This window comes from Saccharopolyspora griseoalba, assembly GCF_042665275.1.
Lineage (GTDB): Bacteria > Actinomycetota > Actinomycetes > Mycobacteriales > Pseudonocardiaceae > Saccharopolyspora > Saccharopolyspora griseoalba.
In genome coordinates this window covers 14,904-34,072 of sequence record NZ_JBHTCJ010000012.1, presented here as the reverse complement: position 1 = coordinate 34,072, position 19,169 = coordinate 14,904, and the positions used below count along the sequence as shown (strand labels likewise).

Genomic DNA, 19,169 nt, shown 5'->3' with positions numbered 1-19,169 from the left:
GGGATGCGGTCTTCAGCAACTCCCAGCACCCCGTGGTCGGCCCGATGTCCGCCACGATCAGCGCCGGCGTCCTCGCGATCAAGGTCGGCCCGTCGCGCCGAACGAGAAACGCACAGATGTTCGAGCGCGCTCGAAGGACCCTCGGCACGTCCGGATCCCTCGTGCTCTCGGTGATCGCACTCGTGTTCGTTCGACAAGAGCCGCTCCAGCGCCGAGATCGACTTCTACAGGCGGGTAACGCGAGCTGCCCGCCCTCTCCTCCCTCACCAGCAAAAAGCGGGCTCGCGGCGTGAGCTGGCACTAGAGCAGCCCGCCGAGGCCTTTGCCGATGAGCACGACGCTCAGCACCACGAGGACCACGGTCATGGTGGTCCTGCTGTCGCGGATGAGTCGCGCCTTCAACTTCGCGAGCAGATCAGCAATCGCGTCCTTGCCCACGAGGTACACCTGGATGTGTCGGTCGTCGAGCACGAGCCCGCCCGGTACGCAAGCGTGCGACCTGGACAGAGCTGATGGCGGTAGGACTGGCGCTACATACCCGAGGTCGAAGCGGCTCGACTCGTGCTGGAACGCATATCGGCCTCACACCTGACGGTCTACTTAACCACCCCTCTCAACGACCCGCGGCGTCGACGTCGTCGAATACATCCCTGAGGTCTCCGCGGCAGTCTCGCCCGGAACCCGGCGGGTGTATAAGCCGTACTGGAACCGCATCATCGGCCAGCGAACCCTCGACGAGCCACCACGATCACCCAATACGGGATGCCCCAGGCACCAAACGCACCCGAAACACCTCTAGTGTGCGTTCGAATCGCACCGGGGGGGCACCAACAGCAATCACACCACTCCCGGGGTCAGGTGACCTGCAGATCCAACGTCGCAAGTTCAGTCCGCAGTTCAAGGCCGAGGCGGTGCAGCTGGTGGCTTCTACCTGCCGTCCGGTGGCCGAGGTGGCTCGGGAGCTGGAGATCGACGCCGGGACCTCGGGAAACTGGGTGCATTCCTGGCGCGACGACAACCCGGGATCCGAGCCTGATCGACCTGCACCTGTCCCGGCTGGCCGCGTGAGCGGCACGATCACGGCGGTGTACCGGGTCGGCGAACACCCGTGACCCCGCATTCGCCCTGGGCAAGCTAGTGCGGGCCGGTCGCACCGTACTCGTGTTCGGCCGTGATGAGGTTGCCGGTGGTGAAGCGGTCCAGCGTGAACGCCGTCAGCTCCTTGCGAGCTGGTGCACCGGTGGTGATCCAGCGTGCGAGTTCGGCACCGACCGCGGGAGCCTTGGCGAATCCCCCGCCGCTCCACCCGGTAGCCAAGTAGAGCCCGTCACAATCGCTCGGTCCGAGGATGGGACGTCCGTCCGGCGTGAGGTCGAGGGCACACGCGCGTCCCAGCCGGTACGGAGCGTGCGCCAACGCCGGAATCCGCCGGCCGAGGCGTGCACGGCCTTCGGCGACGAACGACGCATCGGGTTCACCGCGGAACCCGTCGGGCTCGGACAGCCACTCGCGTTCCGGTGCGTGTCGACCGACCAGGGTGCAGCGCTCCGCGGTAGGACGCAGATACACATCGTGGGCCACATCGGTCATGGTCAGGTGAGTGGGCAGGTCATAGGGACGTTCGAACAACATCACCTGAATCCGGGCCGGATGAACAGGCAGCTCAAGCCCGACCGTCGCGGTCAACTCGGGCGACCAGGCGCCCACCGCAAGCACCACCACCGCTGCGTCCACGGCGCCCTGATCGGTGCGGACACCCGCGATCGCGCCGTCGCGTTCGGTCAGCGCCAGCACGCGCCGACGCTCGACACGGGCACCGTGCCGACGCGCGGCCTGTTGGAGGCTGAGCGTTGTGGCGGTCGGATCGGCGTAGCCACCGCGCCGGTCGTAGGCGACCGCGCTGATGCCCTCGCTCGTCACCGACGGTTCCCGCTCGCGCAGCTGATCCGGGCTCAGCAGTTCGTTGTCGATGCCCTGCTCGCGAAGCTTGGCGACGTTGGCGCGGACGGCGCGCTCGTCGCCGTCGTCGGCCAGGTACGCGAACCCTGTGTGCGTGAACCCGCAGCTACCGCCGACGCGCTGGTCCCAGGTTTCGTAGTAGGAGGTCAGACTCTCCCACGCCAGGTCGGCTTCGACGAGGTTGGCGTGATGACTGCGAACGATCGCGCCGGACCGAGGAGTCTGGCCGCCGAACCCACCGGTGGGGTCCAGCTGCAGCACGCTGGTGCCCTCCTCCGCCAGATGAAACGCGATGCTCGAACCAACGACGCCTGCGCCGACGACGATGACATCAACCATGGCTGTTCTCCCTGAGCTGGCTCGGTGTTGCTGACTCCGGAACTTCGACGGGAATGCTCGCGCGCAGTTGCTGCGTCACGTAGCCGCTGCCGACGGCCCAGTAGTAGGCGGCCAGCCCGAGAACCGCCGCGACCACGCTGTCCCACGGGAACGGGAGCACCGGGTGGTCCGCCACACCGTAGGCGCCATAGAAGGACAGCAGGTAGAGGGCCATAGTCAGCGCGATCGCCCAGTGCGCCGCGTCCACCTCTCGCCGCCCCTCTGTGGTGCACGACCTCCGCAACGCCCACGTGAACGCGACGACCTCAACCGCCGACAGCGTCCAGAAGATCGGAAACGGCATGGTGTCGAAACCCAGCGGTCCCGCTACCTGCGTCGCCACCCACACGAACAGGAAACCGGCGCCGAGCCAGGTGCTGACGTGGGACGGCACCCGACCGTGGCGCGGCCCCTGGTACAGCGCATACAGCGGCAGCGCGACGAACACCGACGCCACCACACCCTGCAGCACCTCGTAGCCGGACCAGTACAGGATCATGCTGGCGGCCAGGAACCCCAGCGGTGAAACCACGCCCGCACCCCTCAGGAAGAACGGACGAGGTGCGTTCGGCGCTGCCCGGCGCATGACCTGCAACTGCGGCGCCGCCGCGAGATACGTGACGACGGCCGTCGAACTCGTGAAGCCGATCAGCTTGTACCACCCCGGGAAGGGGAGGAAGAAGGCGCACCCGACCACCAGGCACGCGACCATGCCCAGCCACGGCACCCGTGATCGCTCCCCGACGCGCGCGAATACGCTCGGCAGGCTTCCGTGCAAGGCCATCCCGTAGAACGTCCGCGCGGTGTCACCCAGGTAGATCCAACCCGTACCAGCAGGCGAGATCACCGCATCGATGAGCAGGAACACGCCGAACGCACCGAGCAGGGCCGCCCCGGAGGATTCCAGCGCCGCGTACAGCGGCTGGTTCGCCCAGGCGCTGCCCTCCAAGGCGCTCCAGTTCCCCGGACTCACACCGGCGGCGACCCAGTCGAGCGCCCCAACGAAAGCGACCTGCAACAGCACGTAGATGACGGCGCAGATCGCTACGGAGCCCACCGTGGCGATGAAGATGTCACGCTGCGGGTTCCGGGACTCGCCACCGAAGTTGACGCCCTCCCGGAAGCCCTGGAAGGCGAACACGATGCCGGAAACGGCGATGGCGTTGAACATCGCGCCCCACCCCTGCGGGGCGAATCCGCCGTAGGACGTGAAGTTCGCGCCGTCGAACGTGACGAACAGCAGTAGGAAGGTCAGCACCGGGATGATCAGCTTCCACCAGCTCACCCACTGGTTGAAGCGCGCGAAGAAGCGGATGCCGGCGATGTTGACCACGAAGAACACCAGCATGGCCCCCACGGCGACCACCCGACCCAGCGCGGTCAGCCCGGAACTGTCCTCGCCCTGAGCGGTCAGTTCGAGCCCCGTCCAGTCAGCGACGTAGCCGGACGAGTACTGCACCACGGCCAGCGCCTCGATCGCCACCGTCGTGACCCCGCCCAGCAACATGGACCAGCTCAACAGGAAACCCAGGTATCCACCGTGGGTCAGGTAGCAGTAGCGGGCAATCCCGCCGCTGCGCGGCAACATCGAACCGGTCTCGGCGTAGTTGAGGGCCATGAACGACACGAGGACCGCCGCGAGCACCCAGGACACGATCACAGCGGGTCCGGCGACCGCTCCCGCCGAGAGCACCGCGAACAGCCAACCTGAGCCGATGATGGACCCGATCGAGATGAAAAGTAGTTGTTGAACGGACAAATCGCGCCGCAGCTTACCGTCGGCCTGCTCGAAATCATGGACTTCGGCCACGCCCGCCTCCGTCGTGTCGCCAGTTCCGCCGTGGAACGTTGGATCGGTCGACGCCGTACGTGTCGTGAGCCGGGATCACCGGACGTTGTTCACTATCACCAGCCCAGCCAGAAGGTGTCCAGGGACACGGGAAATCCATCTGACTACGCTAAGCATCAGCATCGCTTGCTCTGCCGCTGCCCGATCAGCATCGAGAGCACGGCATCGCGGCGAGGTGAACAGCCCCGCGTCTGCGCATGGACCTCGATCCACGCCTGAAGGTGCCGTCCGGGCTGGTGATCAGGTTGGTCGCGGCGTCGAAGGTGTAGTGGTATTGCCCGATCCGGGTGAGTTGTCCGAGGCTGTCGTAGTCGCAGGTCGCGGACGCGTTGAGCGGCTGGGGGCTGAACCAGCCGGTGATCTCCTGGATCTGGGTGGTGTCGGCGCCGTCGTTGGTGGTGTAGCGGTAGGTCGACCGATCGAGCAGGTCCCCGCTGGCGTTGCGGGCCTCCACCGCGGTAACGCGGCCGGCCGCGTCATATTGCCAGTGTTGGTGGAATCCGCCGGGGAAGTGGGCGTCGGTGCGGCGGTTGTCCTCGTCGTAGTCGAAGGAAACCTCATCCCCACCGGGCAGGGTCAGGGTGATGCACCGGTAGGCGGCGTCGTAGGTGTAGCGGGTGGTGGAGCAGGGCTGCTCGATCCGGGTGATGTTGCCGGCCGGGTCGTAGCCGTACCCCACGATCTCGAGCACGTCGCCGGTGGTGGTGCGCGATGAGGTGACCTGCCCGCGCGGGGTGTAGGTGTAGTCGACCCGCGCGGTGGGGCTGTCGGTGGCGGTGGCGTTGCCGTTGCGGTCGTAGGTGGTGGTCTGCCGGATGTCGCGGTTGCCGCTGGTGATGTCGGTGATTGCACCAGCCGGTCGAGCCAGTCGTATTCGTAGCCGATGGTGGTGCCGTTGCCGTCGGTGACCGTGACCTGCCGGGAGAGCTCGTCGTAGGTGTAGCGCTCCACACCCCGCGGATCCGGCGAGTGGGTGGTGATGAGTTCGCCGCGGTCGTTGTAGTCGAAGGTGGTGACCGCGCCCTTGCCATCGGTGCGCGAGGCGATCCGCGCCCGAAACGGCTCGATGTGATCGCGGGTGACCTCCGTCAGGTCCTACGCGGCGTCGTCGACGTCCGGGTCCGGGGCGTGCTCTGCGAGGTAGCGGCCCAGCTGGCCCACGGCGAAGCACGTAGTTGTAGCGGGTGGTCTCGGGATGGTTCACCGAACGCAGCCTGCGATCCCGGTCCCGCAGGTACGCGGCGCACTCCGTCGACAGGCCCTCGGCGAGCTCGCCAAGGTCAAAAAAGGGCCATTCCGAAACTCCGCAGTCAAGGTGTCCATAAGCGGCGTGCTTGACTCCGGGCAACGGACCGAGAAAAAGAGGGCTTCCGCTGGTGCTGACCTGCGGAAACCCTCTTGCCAGTCGGGACGGCGGGATTCGAACCCACGACCCCTTGACCCCCAGTCAAGTGCGCTACCAAGCTGCGCCACGTCCCGGCCCGCCCCTCGCGGGGCGTTGTGAGAATAGCTTACAACACCGGTTTCAAGCTGATCACACCCCCCTTCCGGGCAGCGTGTTCGCAGGTCAGAGCCTCGCACCCAGCTCGGTCGAGGATCGGGCGCGGCTGGCTTCAGCCACAAGGAAGTGGTTGCTCGTCCCGGCTGGACGGCGCGGTTACCGAGCGGTTCGCCGGGAGCCTCGGGGGTCGAGGTGGCCTGCGTCCGTCACGACGTGGCAGAGGGCCGGTGCTGGCCGTGCTCGCCGGTGCTACGTCCTGACGTTCACCGCGTGGGGCCAGTGGCTGCTCACCGGGCCTGCCTGTCGCCGAGCGGACGGCCGTGGGCGGTGATGGCCTTCCTCGACGACTTCTACCAGCGCGGGGTCCTGCGCCGGGCGGGTGCGGTCTACGAGTTCCGCCACGTCCGCTTGCAGCAGCACCTCGCCGACCCGTCGCGCGCGCAGCACCGCCCCGGAGGTCGAGAGCTCCCGCGGGCGAGAGCTGACGCGCTCCCGTCAGGAAAGGGAAACCGGATCGCGGGAGCACCTCGGGCTGGGCTCGGTCGTCTCACCCGCCGCGCACCGCGGCGAACGGGGCCCGCCGCTGGGATCGTCGACGACAGGTCCGGCCGCTGCGGGAAGGGCTCGGCGGTCCGCGTCTCCCTCCCGGCAGCCGGGCCACCCGCCAATCCGGCAACCGCGACGAGCGCGGCGACGGTCCCGCTCCGCTTCACCGACGTCGTCCGCTTCCGTGGAATCCCACCGCCACAACGACGTTCGAACCCGGCCCGGTGGCCCCCAGGGGCCGGTTCTCGGCGTGCGGACGCTCGGCGTCTTCCGGTGATTGGTCGCCGCGTCACTCACACGAAAGAGTTAAGGGGGGCGGTGTTCGTTGTCTTCGGGGATCTTCGTTGGTTACGGATGAGGCGAGCCTTCGCCACGTCGGTTCCCGAGGGCCCAACCCCACGAGGAGTGAGATGACCACGAGCGAAACTGGCGGCACCGGGCGTTACCTGGTGCTCCTCGAAGACGACTCGACCGTCGTCGGCACCCGCGAGCTCAACCGCTTAACCGGAATCCGCTGCGCCAACACCGCCGACGCGGCCGGTGCGGGTCCGGGCGAGCTGTTCAGCAGCGCGGGTGGCATCGTGCTCAACCAGCTGGGCGTCGCGCTGATCAGCGCCGACGACGACCAGGTGGCCAACCTGCAACGCGCCGCGGGCGAGACCGGCCCGATCGCCGGGATCGAGTCCGAACGGCGGGTTTTCGCCATCACCGAACCCGCTCCGCCCGCCGAGGGCGAGTTCACCTGGGGGATCCAGGCGGTGCGTTCCGGCAACGCGCAGCCCACCGGGCGCGGGGTGCGGGTCGCGGTGCTCGACACCGGGCTGGACATGCAGCACCCGGACTTCGCCGGGCGCGACATCGTCACCGGATCCTTCGTCGAGGGCCAGGACGTCCAGGACGGGCACGGTCACGGCACGCACGTGATCGGCACCGCCTGCGGGCCGCGCAACCCGCAGTCCGGCCCGGGTTACGGCGTCGCCTCGGAGGCCAGCATCTACGCGGGCAAGGTGCTCGGCGACGACGGGTCCGGCTCCGACGGCGGCATCCTCTCCGGCATCGAGTGGGCCATCTCCAACGGCTGCGGGGTCGTGTCGATGTCGCTGGGCTCGCCCACCCAGCCCGGCCAGCCCTACTCGGAGGCCTTCGAGCGCATCGCCCGGCGCGCGATGCAGCGCGGCACGCTGATCATCGCCGCGGCGGGCAACGAGAGCCAGCGCTCGACCGGCGTGATCGCACCGGTGGGCCACCCGGCGAACTGCCCTTCGGTGATGGCCGTCGGGGCCGTCGACCCGCAGCTGCGGATCGCCGACTTCTCCTCCGGCACGGTCGACGAGATCGGCCAGGTCGACGTGGTCGGCCCGGGCGTGGACGTCTACTCCAGCTGGCCGGGCGCCGAGCGCTACCGCAAGCTCAGCGGCACCAGCATGGCCACACCGCACGTGGCGGGCATCGCCGCGCTGCACGCCCAGCAGCACGCCGAGCGCGCGTGGGGGCTGTGGGCGCGCCTGACCCAGTCGGCCCGCCGACTGCCGCTGCCCTCCACCGACGTCGGCGCCGGTCTCGTCCAGGCGCCCTGACCAGCGGTTCGGGAGGTGGCGGGACGGCCCGCCACCTCCCGAACCCCCGTCAGCGCCGGCCCCGGGCGACCGCCGTGCCGCCGGGGACGCGCGCGGCGACCGCGCAGCGGGCTGATCGTTGATCTCGACGATGCGGATCGTCCGATCCCGGGGGATCACCGGTCCCGCCGTCGAAGGTGCAGGAATCCCCGGCCCGATCCTGACCCCGGACCTCCAGAGCGCCTGCGGGGCGCGCGGCCTGGTCGCCGCCCGCGGCGTTGTCGATGCCCGCGGCGAGGGCCATCATCGCGTCGTACTGCGTGATCGGCCAGCCGTTGCGCAGGCGACCGGTGGCGTCGGCCAGGTCGTGCGCGGCCGGCCGCGGGAACGGCTTCGCGAATCCGCCTGGAACTGCTGGTGGCCGTCCGGGTTCGGCTTCGGCGAGACGTGGGCCTCCGGGAGCGCTCGGTCATACCGTCGAGCAGCGCGCTCTTGCCGGCACACCTCGCGGACCTGTGAGAACGATCCGCTCTGCGGCGAACGTCGATCTCGGGGCCGGGGCAGGATCTCCCGGCTGAACGCCAGCTCCGTGTCCCGGCCGTAGAGCGCTGCGCTCGGCACCACGGCACTACCGATTCCCCAGCATGTCCGGTTCGCCCGGAATCCTCCACCATTGGGAACGGACCGTGCGCGAACCCTCACCGGCCGTCAGCAAAACCGGTGAACCGACCGCCGTTTCGCCTCGCGCGGGGCGAGGGCGGGAGGTGTCGACCGCGCCGGGACAATGGCGGGATGGGCGAGCAGAGCATCTGGATGCAGAAGGTGGCCGCGGATCCCGGGCATTCGACCTGGTACGTCGAGCGGATGCGCGGGTTGGCTCGCGACGGCAACGACCTCGCCGGTGAGGCGCGGTTGGTCGACGCGATGGCGCCGCGCGGCGCGCGCGTGCTCGACGCGGGCTGCGGGCCCGGCCGGGTGGGTGCGGCGCTCGCCGCCGCCGGCCACGAGGTCGTGGGCGTGGACGTCGACCCGGTGCTGATCGGCGCGGCCGAGGAGGACCACCCGGGCCCGCGCTGGCTGGTCGGCGATCTCTCCGAGCTCGACCTCGCCGCGCGCGGGGTCACCGCGCGGTTCGACGTGATCGTGTGCGCCGGCAACGTGATGCCCTTCGCCGCGCCGAGCACCCGCGGCGCGGTGCTGCGGCGATTCCGCGAGCACCTGGCTCCGCGCGGCCGGATCGCGGTGGGCTTCGGCATCGATCGCGGGTACGCGCCGGACGAGTTCTTCTCCGATGCCGCGGCCGCCGGGCTGGAGGTCGACCACGCGCTGGGGACCTGGGACCTGCGCCCGTTCGGCCCGGACTCCGATTTCCTCGTCGCGGTGCTCAGCGATGCGGAGCCCGGGCCGAACGCGGATCGCGGCTGAGCCGCTAGCGCGTCACGCCCCCTCGGTGCGGGTCTCCGACGCCGCGACCGCGACGTCCTGCCGAACCCCGTCCGGCACCGCGTCCGGCGCGGTGCCGGAGGAGTCGGCGAGCCGCTCCTGGGCGGCCGGGCCGTGCTCCTCGCGGAGGGTCTTGTAGAAGGCCCAGCAGATGCCGACCAGGATGATCGCGAACGGTGTCCCGGTCAGCACCGAGGCCTTCTGCAGCCCGCCGAGGCCGCCGGAGACCAGCAGCACGGCCGCGACGCCGGCCAGCAGCAGGCCCCACAGCAGCCGCACCCAGGTCTTGGGGTTCGGCCGGCCGCCGGTGGACAGCTCGCCGAGCACGACCGTTCCGGCGTCGGCGCCGGCGACGAAGAACACCCACAGCACGATCAGCGTGATCACCGACATCAGCAGCGGCAGCGGGTACTCCTGGATGAACACGAACATCCCGGCAGCGGGGCTCTCCTTGACCGTCTGCGCGATGTCCCCGGCCAGCCCGCTGCGGGCCAGCTGCAGCGCGGCACCGCCGAAGACCGCGATCCAGATCATGCTGACCACGCTGGGCACCAGCACGGTGGCGGCGACGAACTCGCGAATCGTGCGGCCGCGCGAGATGCGCGCCATGAACAGCCCCACGTACGGGGCCCAGGCGATCCACCACGACCAGTAGAAGACCGTCCAGCTGCCCATCCAGCCGTTGTCCGGGCTGAAGGCGTCCAGCCGGAAGCTCATCGGCAGGATGTTGCTCAGGTAGTCGCCCACCCCCTCGGTGAACGCGTTGATCTGCGTGATGCTCGGTCCGACGACGAAGTAGAAGATCAGCAGGATCGGGGCGATCAGCATGCTGATGTTCGACAGCCACTTGATGCCGTGCTCGATGCGGGTGGTCGCCGAGCCCATGAACGCCGCGGTGGTCAGCGCGAGCACGATCAGCTGCACCACGATCCCGGTGGGCAACCCGAAGGTCTCGCCGAGACCCGCGGTCATCTGCAGGCCCGCCTGCCCGAGCGCGACGGCGATGCCGAACACGACGGCCAGCACCGCGAGGACGTCGATCGCCTTGCCCAGCGGGCCGTCGACCTTGTCCCCGATCAGCGGCCGGAAGATGGCGCTGAGCAGGCCCTTCTCGTTCTTGCGGTGGGTGAAGTAGGCCACGGCCAGCCCGGCGACCGCGTAGATCGCCCAGGGGTGCAGGGCCCAGTGGAAGAAGGAGTACTGGATCGAGATACCGGCGGCCTCGTCGGTGCCGGGCGGGGCCATGCCGAAGGGCACGTCGACGTAGTGCGACAGCGGTTCGGCCAGGCCCCAGAAGATGATCGCCGGCCCCATTCCGGCCTGGAACATCATGGCGAACCAGGACATCCGGCCGAATTCCGGTCGGTCCCGGTCCTTGCCGAGCTTGATGCGGCCGTAGCGGCTCGCACCGAGGTAGATCACGAACACGAGGAAGATGTTCGCGGTGAGCAGGAAGAACCAGCTCATATCGGACACCACGGCGTTGAACAGCTGCGTGGTTACGGATCCGAAACCGTTCGGATCGATCGCCCCCCACAGGACGACCAGTGCCGAAACGGCGATCGATACCGCGAAAACGGTATGGTTCGCCGTGCTCTTGTTTTGCGATGTTTTCATTTTGTAACCCTGAATCACCAGGTCGGAGAACTTCGGCTTGAGCGAAATGCATCGCCACTCCCGCCGTTGGGAGCGACGGCTTCGACAGGCGTGATGAACCTCCTCGCAGAACGCCCACCTGGGCGTCGGCGTCTGTCGATGCGTCGTCTTGACGGTTTTTCCTGCGCCGTTGAATCAAGCTCGGCGCGGCGTGTTCGAGTCCGCGCCGCGAGCGATGTGCACATCCCGCGTCCGGGTGTCAGGCGCCTTTCGTTGTACTTCCGAGAAGGCTCTCAGTTCCGCGCCGCCCGGGCAAACCATTCGCGGGAATTTGGCTAGATGAATTTTTAAGGGACCCGATAGATGACCTCTATCGCGCCTGCGAGTTCCGCAGTTCTTCCCCGAACCGCTCCCCGGCGAGCGGACGCGGCTTCGGCGGAACCGCGGATCGTCACACCCAGTACGGCACGCGGGCGCGGTAGTTGCGCAGGATCACCAGCGCGAGCACCCAGCCACCGACGGTCAGCGCACCCACGACCACCCAGTGGTGCCAGTGCTGCGTCGTCCCGAGCATCGGCGCCCGCGCGATCTCGATGAAGTGGTAGACGGGGTTGAGCTGGGCGAGCCACGCCTGCGAGCCGGCGTTCTCCTCCAGCACGCTGACCGGCCAGACGATCGGCGAGAGGAAGAACAGCAGCTGCATGACGCTGCCGACCACCGGCGGGATGTCGCGGAAGCGGGTGCTGGCCACCCCCAGCAGCAGCACGACCCAGCCCGCGTTGAGCACCAGCAGCAGGATCGCCGGGAGCGCCAGCAAGACCGTCCAGTCCACCGGCGGCCGGAAGATCACCAGCAGCCCCAGGTAGACGACCAGGTTGTGCAGGAACAGCAGGAACTCCCGCCACACCGTGCGCAGCACGTGCACCGTGACCGGGGCGGGCATCTGCTTGATCATGCCCTCGTTGCGGATGAACACCTCGGCGCCGTACTGCACCGAGCCCTGGACGAAGTACCAGATCATGAAGCCGACGGCCATGTAGGGCACGTACTCGGCGGGGTCCTCGCCGAAGATCGTCGAGTACATCAGGCCGAGCCCGGCCGCGGTGATGGCCATGCCGATGGTGATCCACAGCGGCCCGAGGAACGATCGCCGGTAGCGCCTCCGGACGTCCTGCCAGCCCAGATGCGCCCACAACCGCCGGAGCCCCAGGCCGTCGGTGACGTCCTCGACCGCTTTCGCCCAGGACCGCGGCGGATGCTCCGCGGCTACCCCGGTCTCGCCACCTGCCTCCACGGCACCGAATCCTACGGTGCGAACGGCCCGCGCACCGGCACGCGCGATGGCCGTGTCGCCACGAGCGCTCGCGCGCCGACGAGCGGTCCCGCGCGCCGGGCGCGGGACCGCTCCGCGTCAGGCGGTGGCGAAGCGGGTCAGCACCGCCTCCGGGCGGACCCGCGGAAGCGCGCGGCGGAAGGCTCGGTAGTAGGCCAGCTCCTCGCGGGTGCGCACCGGCGCGTCGGCGGCGTCCAGTTCCGCTGCGGTGGCGAGGGATTCCAGCTTCGGCGCGAGCGTCTCCTGCGCACCGCTTCCGGTGCCGAACTGCAGCTTCCGGCGCCACAGCAGCTCTTCCGGCAACCAACCGGCGAACGCGCGCCGCAGGTGCGCCTTCTCGAACCCGTCGTCGAGCTCCTTGCACCCCGCGGGCAGGCTCATCGCGTGCGCGATGACCTCGGCGTCGAGGAAGGGCACGCGCGCCTCCAGGCCGTGCGCCATCGTCACCCGGTCGCAGCGCTGCAGGTTGAGCCCGTGCAGGTCGCCGAGCGCGCGGCGCAGTTCGGCGTCCAGGTCCCCGGCGCTCGACCCGTGGTAGTGGCCGTACCCCGCGAACAGCTCGTCGGCGCCCTCGCCGGTGAGCACGACCTTGACGTGCTCGGAGGCCAGGCGCGCGAGGAACCAGTTCGGGATCGCGCTGCGGATCAGGCTGGCGTCGAAGGACTCCACCGAGGCCACGACCTCGTCCACCGCGGCCAGCGCCTGCTCGGCGTCGAAGACCATCTCGTGGTGCTCGGTGCCCAGGTGCCGAGCGGCGGCGCGGGCGGCGATCAGGTCCGGCGAGCCCTCCGTGCCGACCGCGAAGGTGCGCAGCCGCCCGCCGTCCTCGGCGCGCTCGGCCGCGGCGATGGCGGCCACGATGCTGGAGTCCAGTCCACCGGAGAGGAACACGCCGACCTCCACATCGGACATCAGGTGCCCGCGCACCGAGTCGATCAGCACCTCCCTGGTGGCCTTCTCGGCGACCTCTCCGGGCAGCTGCGACCAGTCCGGGCTCTCGGTGCGCACCGGGACCGCCTCGGCGAAGCGGACCAGCCCGCGCTCCGGCGTCCAGCAGCAGCCCGGCGGGAAGGCCTCCGCGGCGGCCTGCACGGCGACCGGGAGGGCGCGCAGCTCCGAGGCGAAGTACCGCGCTCCCCCGACCTCGGCCCAGTAGAGCGGCTTGATCCCCAGTGGGTCGCGGGCGGCCAGGAATCCGCCGTCGGGCGCGGCCGCGCACAGCGCCCACATCCCGCGCAGCCCGCCCAGCGCCGCCGGGCCGCGTCGGCGCAGCAGCACCAGCGCGGCCTCGCTGTCCGAGCGGGTGCCGAACTCGTGCTCGCCCAGCTCGGCGCGCAGCTCGGCGTGGTTGTAGATCTCGCCGTTGCACACCAGCGTCCAGCCGTCGGGGCCGCCCAGCGGCTGACCCCCGCCGTCGAGGTCCACGATCGACAGCCGGGTGTGCCCCAGCCAGGCGCAGGCGCCGACGCGGCGGTGGTCGCGCTCGTCGGGCCCGCGGTGGGTCAGCGCGTCGAGCATCCCGACGGGCGTCGGATCGAGTCGGCCGGAAGGGTCGTGAACTGCGGCGATTCCACACATGGAACTCGACCGTAGAAAGCAGGTGCGGATGTGGCAATCTTAGTTGCGCCATACGCACGGAAGGGACGTGGATGTGACCGCCGACAACCTGAGCAGCGTCCAGCGGGCGATGGACGTGCTGCGCGCGCTGGGTTCCGGACCGCTGCGCGTGCAGTCGGTCGCCGAGGCTCTCGGCAAGGAGAAGACGCAGGTCTCCCGCACGTTGAAGGTGCTGTCCGAAGGCGGTTTCGTGGAGCGCGACCCGGACACGATGGAGTACCGGCTCGGTTGGCAGCTGTTCGCGCTGGCCGGGGGCGCCAGCGACAGCCGGTTGCTGCAGCAGGCCTCCCCGGTGCTGCGCGACCTGGTGCGCGCGCTGGGCGAGGCCGCCTACCTGACCGTGCTCAGCGGCGGGGCGGCCGTGACGGTGCTGGCCGAGCGCCCCGGCCGGGCGCTGCAGGCCAACGAGTGGATCGGGCGCCCGTCACCGCTGCACTGCACCGCCAGCGGGCGCGCGCTGCTGATGGGCATGCCGGACGAGGAGGCCGAGGCGCTGCTCGCCGCGCAGCCGGGGCAGGGCACCGAGCTGGCGCCGCGCACCGCCGCGGAGGCCTTGCGCAGGTTGCGCGCCGAGCGGGCGGCGGGCTGCGGGGTGGCGGCCGAGGAGTCCGAGCCGGGGCTGGTCGCGGTCGCCGCGCCGGTGCGCGACTTCCGCGGGGAGGTCATCGCCGCGGTCAACATCTCGGCCCCGGCCTTCCGCCTCCAGGCCGCGGATCTGGACCGGGCCAAGGCCCTGGTCGCCGACGCGACGGCCCGCCTGTCGCGGTCCATGGGGGCGGAGCCGGCCCCGTGAGCGGAGGCCGCCGACGCGTTGACAGGCGAACGCTCGGCTGGCGCCGTTCTCGCTCTGCGACTTCTTCCACAAGGCGCCCTGCAGGGCGAGCACGACGAGCACGGCGACCATCGCCGCGCCGAACAGCACCCAGTGCTCGCAGAGCGCGGAGAAGACCACCGCCCGGATCACCCGGCCGTCGACCCGGTCGGAGCCTTGCCGCGGGCGCGAACCGCCACGTAAGGTCGCTTTCCCGAACGATCGGTCGGTGCGAGGGACGGACGATGACGTCGGTCGGCTTGGACGAGGACATCGAGGCGTTCGAGGCGTCGGCCTCGGAGGTCTTCGCGCCGCTGCGGGTGCGCCCGCTGCGACCGGGCCCGTTCCGCAGCTCGCTGCGCGCCGCGACCGCGGGCGACGTGGTGGTCACCCGGATCCGCTGCGCGCCCTGCCAGGTGCGGCGACCCGCGCGGCTGATCACCTCCGGCGACCGCGAGCTGGTCAAGGTCACCGTGCTCACCTCGGGGCGCGCGGAGGTCGAGCAGGACGACCGCCGCTGCGTGCTCGGTCCCGGCGACCTGGTCAACTACGACACCGACCGGCCCTACCAGCTGACCTTCACCGACCCCTACGACGTGACGGTGGTGGGCGTGCCCAAGGGGCGGCTGGGCGGGCACGCCGACGCCCTCGCCTCGCGCACCGCCGTGGCGGTGCCGACCTCGCGCGGCGTGCAGCGGGTGGTGGGCGGTTTCTTCCGCACGCTGACCGACCTGCTCGGCGAGGGCACCGACGGCTTCGCCGGGGACGCGGGCAAGCACCTCACCGACGCCCTGGTGTCGGTGGTGATCTCCGAGCTCGCCGAGCTGGGCCCGGACGACGGCGAGGACTTCGGCGATCGCGTGCTGGCGCACTGCCTGGCCCGGCTCGACGACCCGGACCTCACCGTCGAGTCGGTCGCGCGCGCTCACGGGGTGTCCGTGCGCTACCTGCACAAGCTCTTCGCCGGGCGCTCGATGACGCTGTCGGCGTGGATCCGCCGCCAGCGCCTCGAGCGGATCCGGCGCGACCTGGCCGACCCCGCGCTGGCCGACCGCACCGCCGCCGCCATCGCGGCGCGCTGGGGCGTGCTGGACGCCACCCACCTCAGCAGGGCGCTGAAGTCGGAGTTCGGGCTCACCGCCGCCGAGATCCGCAGGCCGCGGTAGTCCTCGGCCGGAGGTCGCGCACCTGCCGCGCGCGACCTCCGGCCGACCGCCCGGGTCAGGACAAGCTGGTCCAGATGCTCTTCACCTCGGTGAAGGCCTCGACGGCCTCCCAGCCCATCTCGCGACCCGCTCCGGAGGCCTTCATCCCGCCCCACGGCGCACCCGCGTCCAGCAGCGGCGGCATGTTGATCCACACGGTGCCCGCCTTGACCTGGTGCGCGAGCCGGTTCGCGGTGCCGATGTCGCGGCTCCAGACGTAGGCGGCCAACCCGTACTCGGTGTCGTTGGCGCGCGGTGCCAGCTCCTCGGGATCGTCGTAGGGCAGCACCGACAGCACCGGTCCGAAGATCTCCTCGCGGGCGATGCGCATGTCCTGCGCGACCCCGCCGAAGACCGTGGGCCGGTAGAAGTAGCCGTTGGCCAGCTCCCCGTCGGCCCGGCCGCCGCCGGTGAGCAGATGCGCGCCCTCGGAGCGGCCGATGTCGACGTAGCGGTCGATCTGCTCCAACTGCTCCAGCGAGGCCACCGGTCCCAGCTGGGTGGATTCGTCGAGACCGGGCCCGAGCTTCATCGAACCGGCCGCGCCCGCCATCTTCTCGGCGAACTCGTCGGCCCGCGAGCTGTCCACGTAGAACCGGGTCGCCGCGGCGCACACCTGCCCGGAGTTGAGCAGACCGCTCATCAGGTTGCCCTCGACGACCGCGTCGATGTCGGCGTCGGCGGCGATGATGCTCGGTGCCTTGCCGCCCAGCTCCAGCGACACCTTCTTGAGCGCCCGGCCTGCCTCGGCGGCGATCTCGCGACCGACGGCGGTGGAACCGGTGAACGAGATCTTGGCGACCTTCGGGTGGCGCACCAGCGCCTGCCCCGCCTCGGGCCCGCCGGTGACGACGTTGACCACGCCCGGCGGGACGCCGGCCTCGTCGAGCACCTCCGCCAGCAGCAGCGTGGTCAGCGGCGTCTGCTCGGCGGGCTTGATCACCGCGGTGTTGCCGGCGGCCAGCGCCGGGGCGAGCTTCCAGACCAGGATCATCAGCGGGAAGTTCCACGGCGTGATCAACCCGCAGACGCCCAGCGGTTCGCGCCGGGTGCGGTGGTCGACGTCGGGAACCGACAGCGGCGCGGTGGTGCCGGTGATCTTGGTGGCCCAACCCGCGTAGTAGCGCAGGTGCTCGACGGCGTTGGGGACCGAGAACCCGGCGCTGATCGCCAGCGGCTGCCCCTGGTCGGTGGTCTCCAAGCGGGCGAACTCGTCGGCCCGCTGCTCCAGCAGGTCGGCGCCCCGGAGCAGCACCTTGGCGCGCTGCGCGGGCAGCATCCCGGCCCATTCCGGAGCCTCGAAAGCCGCCGCGGCCGCTTCCACGGCCGCCTCGACGTCGGCGGGGGTCGCCTCGGGGAGCTCGGCGATGACCTCGCCGGTGGCCGGGTTCCTGGTGGCGAAGGTGCTCCCGCTGCCACCGGTCCACTTGCCGTTGATGTGCATGTCGGTGCGCACGAAGGGATCCTCCCGATCAGTCGAACACGATGACGCCGCGCAGGTTGCGGCCCGCGTGCATGTCGTCGTAGGCCTCGGCGACCTGGTCGAGCGTGTAGGTGCGGGTGACCAGCTCGTCCAGCTTGAGCTGGCCCGCCTGGTACATGCGCAGCAGGTTCGGGATGTCGCGGCGCGGGTTGGACTCGCCGAACAGCGAGCCCTGCAGGCGCTTCTGCATCAGCGTCAGGTCGCCGAGCGCGATCGGCGCGCCGACCGCGGTGATGTCGCCGAGCCCGATGACCACGACCGTTCCGGCCTTGCGGATCGAGGCGAGCGCCTCGCCGATCTGCTCGCCGCGCAGCACGCCGGTGGTGACGATCGTGGCGTCGGCGCCCTGCCCGTTGGTGATCGACCGCGCGTGCTCGGCGGCTTCGTCGACGGTGGTGCAGAAGTGCGTGGCGCCGAACTGCTTGGCCCAGGTCTCCTTGTCCGCGACGGGGTCGACGGCGATGATCGTCTTCGCGCCGGCGTGAGCCGCGCCCTGCAGCGCGTTCACCCCGATGCCGCCGATGCCCATCACGATCGCGACGTCGCCGGGCTGGATGTCGGCCGACCGGACGGCCGATCCCCAGCCGGTGGGCACACCGCAGCCCACGAGCGCTGCCGAGCGCAGCGGGATGCTCTTGTCGATCTTCACCACGGAATCCACCGAGGCGGTGGTGTGCTCGCTGAAGGTCGAGATGCCGCACTGCTGGCCGACCGGCTGACCGTCGAGGTGCATCCGGAAGCTCGACGGGTCGTCGGCGCGCGCCCCGGTGAGCAGCGAAGCGCCCAGGTCGCACAGGTTCGACAGGCCCCGCGCGCAGAACTCGCACTTGCCGCACGCCGGCAGGAACGAGAACACCACGTGGTCACCGACCTCGTAGCCTGGCGTGTCGGGACCGACGGCGGTCACGACACCGGCCCCTTCGTGCCCGCCGGCGTACGGGTAGACCCCGACCGGGACGTCACCGGTGGCGACGTGGTCGTCGGAGTGGCACAGGCCGGACGCGGCCAGCTTGACGGTCACCTCGCCCCGGCGCGGATCGTCGAGCTCCACCTCGACGGTCTCGTAGCGCCCCGGCGAGTTGCGGATGATGGAAGTGCGGGTGGTGATCGGCATTGGTACCTCCGGAACTGCCCGAGTTCGGCCAAGTACAACCCCGCCGCCCGCTGGGCGCCTCACCAATCCGCGCACGACCGCTCGCCAATTCGTGCACACCGGCCGGGCAGGATGGGGCGCGTGCGAACGATCGACGACTGGACCGCGCTCGGCGCCGAGCTGCGCACCAGCCCCGGCGTGCACCGCCCCTCGGCGTTCTCGGCGCTCCTGGCCACCGCCGCGACCGACTGCCGCGACCAGGTCGTGCTCGATGCGGGCTGCGGAGCGGGCCTGGTCACCATCGCCGCGCTCCGCTCCGGTGCCGAGCGGGTCATCGCGCAGGACCACGACCCGGCCGCTCTCGCCGACACCCGGCGCAACGTGCTCGGGATCCTCGGCGCCGAAGCCGCCGACCGCCTGGACCTCCGCGAAGCCGACTGGTCCGAACCGGGACAACCGCGCGCCGACCTGCTCGCGGTCAACCCTCCCCAGCGCCCGTCGGCGCTGCTCGGGGACGTCCCGGCCGCCGAGCTCCACCTCCACGACAGCGGCGGGTCCGACGGCCTGGACGGCCTCCGCACCGTGCTCGCCCACGCCAACGCCGACCGGGTGCGGAGCACCGCCGCCGCGATCCTGGGCGCCGGCCGGCTCCGCGCCGCGGGGTGTTCGGTGCCCCAGCGCGTCGCCGCCGTCGAACTCGACTTCTCGCCGGCCTGGCGCAGCCTCCTGCCCGCTCTGCGCGCGTCCGCCGAGGTCTGGGAATTCCACCGGTGCTGACTCGCGCCCGGTTCTGCGGGCC

At 70.5% G+C, this 19,169-nt stretch carries 15 protein-coding genes and 1 tRNA gene; 6 read left to right on the top strand and 10 right to left on the bottom strand.

The window, feature by feature from the left end; genetic code table 11:
* Positions 1-300 precede the first annotated feature (300 nt).
* On the bottom strand, positions 301-438 hold the full coding sequence (locus ACFQRI_RS20810) for a hypothetical protein (protein ID WP_380671167.1): 138 nt from the start codon (positions 436-438) through the stop codon (positions 301-303).
* Positions 439-512: 74 nt separating this feature from the next.
* Between ACFQRI_RS20810 and ACFQRI_RS20805 the strand changes: the two genes are divergently transcribed.
* Positions 513-1,112: a transposase gene (locus ACFQRI_RS20805; RefSeq protein WP_380671165.1), complete on the top strand. Its 600-nt coding sequence runs from the start codon at positions 513-515 to the stop codon at positions 1,110-1,112.
* A 22-nt stretch (positions 1,113-1,134) separates the two neighbouring features.
* Here the strand turns inward: ACFQRI_RS20805 and ACFQRI_RS20800 are convergent, their stop codons facing one another.
* The 4 genes from ACFQRI_RS20800 to ACFQRI_RS20780 form a co-directional block, all read right to left on the bottom strand.
* Positions 1,135-2,298: an NAD(P)/FAD-dependent oxidoreductase gene (locus ACFQRI_RS20800; RefSeq protein WP_380671163.1), complete on the bottom strand. Its 1,164-nt coding sequence runs from the start codon at positions 2,296-2,298 to the stop codon at positions 1,135-1,137.
* A complete protein-coding gene (locus ACFQRI_RS20795; protein ID WP_380671161.1) occupies positions 2,291-4,147 on the bottom strand; it encodes an APC family permease in 1,857 nt (618 codons plus the stop codon). Before ACFQRI_RS20795 ends, ACFQRI_RS20800 begins: the two co-directional genes overlap by 8 nt.
* A gap of 184 nt (positions 4,148-4,331) precedes the next feature.
* Positions 4,332-5,357, bottom strand: coding sequence for a hypothetical protein (locus tag ACFQRI_RS27130; protein WP_465269730.1), 1,026 nt, complete (start codon positions 5,355-5,357; stop codon positions 4,332-4,334).
* A 234-nt stretch (positions 5,358-5,591) separates the two neighbouring features.
* Positions 5,592-5,665, bottom strand: a tRNA-Pro gene (locus ACFQRI_RS20780).
* A 978-nt stretch (positions 5,666-6,643) separates the two neighbouring features.
* On the opposite strand from ACFQRI_RS20780, the gene ACFQRI_RS20775 reads away from it, so the two are divergent.
* Complete coding sequence (locus ACFQRI_RS20775) at positions 6,644-7,810, top strand: S8 family serine peptidase (protein WP_380671157.1); 1,167 nt, start codon at positions 6,644-6,646, stop codon at positions 7,808-7,810.
* A 771-nt stretch (positions 7,811-8,581) separates the two neighbouring features.
* Positions 8,582-9,214, top strand: a complete 633-nt coding sequence (locus tag ACFQRI_RS20770; protein ID WP_380671155.1) for a class I SAM-dependent methyltransferase — start codon at positions 8,582-8,584, stop codon at positions 9,212-9,214.
* Positions 9,215-9,226: 12 nt separating this feature from the next.
* Here the strand turns inward: ACFQRI_RS20770 and ACFQRI_RS20765 are convergent, their stop codons facing one another.
* The 3 genes from ACFQRI_RS20765 to asnB all read right to left on the bottom strand — a co-directional run bounded on the left by ACFQRI_RS20765 (position 9,227) and on the right by asnB (position 13,739).
* Positions 9,227-10,849, bottom strand: a complete 1,623-nt coding sequence (locus tag ACFQRI_RS20765) for a BCCT family transporter (protein ID WP_380671153.1) — start codon at positions 10,847-10,849, stop codon at positions 9,227-9,229.
* A 430-nt stretch (positions 10,850-11,279) separates the two neighbouring features.
* The gene (gene wzm / locus ACFQRI_RS20760) at positions 11,280-12,122 is read right to left on the bottom strand and encodes a galactan export ABC transporter permease subunit Wzm/RfbD (protein ID WP_380671151.1); all 843 of its coding nucleotides are present in this window, start codon (positions 12,120-12,122) and stop codon (positions 11,280-11,282) included.
* 117 nt (positions 12,123-12,239) lie between these two features.
* Positions 12,240-13,739, bottom strand: a complete 1,500-nt coding sequence (gene asnB / locus ACFQRI_RS20755) for an asparagine synthase (glutamine-hydrolyzing) (RefSeq protein WP_380671149.1) — start codon at positions 13,737-13,739, stop codon at positions 12,240-12,242.
* A gap of 73 nt (positions 13,740-13,812) precedes the next feature.
* On the opposite strand from asnB, the gene ACFQRI_RS20750 reads away from it, so the two are divergent.
* Entirely contained in the window at positions 13,813-14,571 is a 759-nt protein-coding gene (locus ACFQRI_RS20750) for an IclR family transcriptional regulator (RefSeq protein WP_380671147.1), read from the top strand.
* A 263-nt stretch (positions 14,572-14,834) separates the two neighbouring features.
* On the top strand, positions 14,835-15,755 hold the full coding sequence (locus ACFQRI_RS20745) for an AraC-like ligand-binding domain-containing protein (protein WP_380671145.1): 921 nt from the start codon (positions 14,835-14,837) through the stop codon (positions 15,753-15,755).
* A 55-nt stretch (positions 15,756-15,810) separates the two neighbouring features.
* Here ACFQRI_RS20745 and ACFQRI_RS20740 read toward each other — a convergent pair whose 3' ends face one another.
* Both ACFQRI_RS20740 and ACFQRI_RS20735 read right to left on the bottom strand, forming a co-directional pair.
* On the bottom strand, positions 15,811-17,250 hold the full coding sequence (locus ACFQRI_RS20740; protein WP_380671143.1) for an aldehyde dehydrogenase family protein: 1,440 nt from the start codon (positions 17,248-17,250) through the stop codon (positions 15,811-15,813).
* 16 nt (positions 17,251-17,266) lie between these two features.
* Positions 17,267-18,391 carry an NDMA-dependent alcohol dehydrogenase gene (locus tag ACFQRI_RS20735; RefSeq protein WP_380671141.1) on the bottom strand — a complete coding sequence of 375 codons (1,125 nt, stop codon included), beginning with the start codon at positions 18,389-18,391 and terminating at the stop codon, positions 17,267-17,269.
* Positions 18,392-18,511: 120 nt separating this feature from the next.
* On the opposite strand from ACFQRI_RS20735, the gene ACFQRI_RS20730 reads away from it, so the two are divergent.
* Positions 18,512-19,147, top strand: a complete 636-nt coding sequence (locus ACFQRI_RS20730) for a 50S ribosomal protein L11 methyltransferase (protein WP_380671139.1) — start codon at positions 18,512-18,514, stop codon at positions 19,145-19,147.
* The last annotated feature ends 22 nt before the right edge of the window (positions 19,148-19,169 follow it).

What these genes read in the sequence shown, in the direction of transcription:
- asnB (WP_380671149.1), bottom strand. Translation starts at nt 13,739, where the DNA reads ATGTGTGGAATCGCCGCAGTTCACGACCCTTCCGGCCGACTCGATCCG.
- ACFQRI_RS20800 (WP_380671163.1), bottom strand. Translation starts at nt 2,298, where the DNA reads ATGGTTGATGTCATCGTCGTCGGCGCAGGCGTCGTTGGTTCGAGCATC.
- ACFQRI_RS20775 (WP_380671157.1), top strand. Translation starts at nt 6,644, where the DNA reads ATGACCACGAGCGAAACTGGCGGCACCGGGCGTTACCTGGTGCTCCTC.
- ACFQRI_RS20805 (WP_380671165.1), top strand. Translation starts at nt 513, where the DNA reads ATGGCGGTAGGACTGGCGCTACATACCCGAGGTCGAAGCGGCTCGACT.
- ACFQRI_RS20745 (WP_380671145.1), top strand. Translation starts at nt 14,835, where the DNA reads ATGACGTCGGTCGGCTTGGACGAGGACATCGAGGCGTTCGAGGCGTCG.
- ACFQRI_RS20770 (WP_380671155.1), top strand. Translation starts at nt 8,582, where the DNA reads ATGGGCGAGCAGAGCATCTGGATGCAGAAGGTGGCCGCGGATCCCGGG.
- ACFQRI_RS20735 (WP_380671141.1), bottom strand. Translation starts at nt 18,391, where the DNA reads ATGCCGATCACCACCCGCACTTCCATCATCCGCAACTCGCCGGGGCGC.
- ACFQRI_RS20765 (WP_380671153.1), bottom strand. Translation starts at nt 10,849, where the DNA reads ATGAAAACATCGCAAAACAAGAGCACGGCGAACCATACCGTTTTCGCG.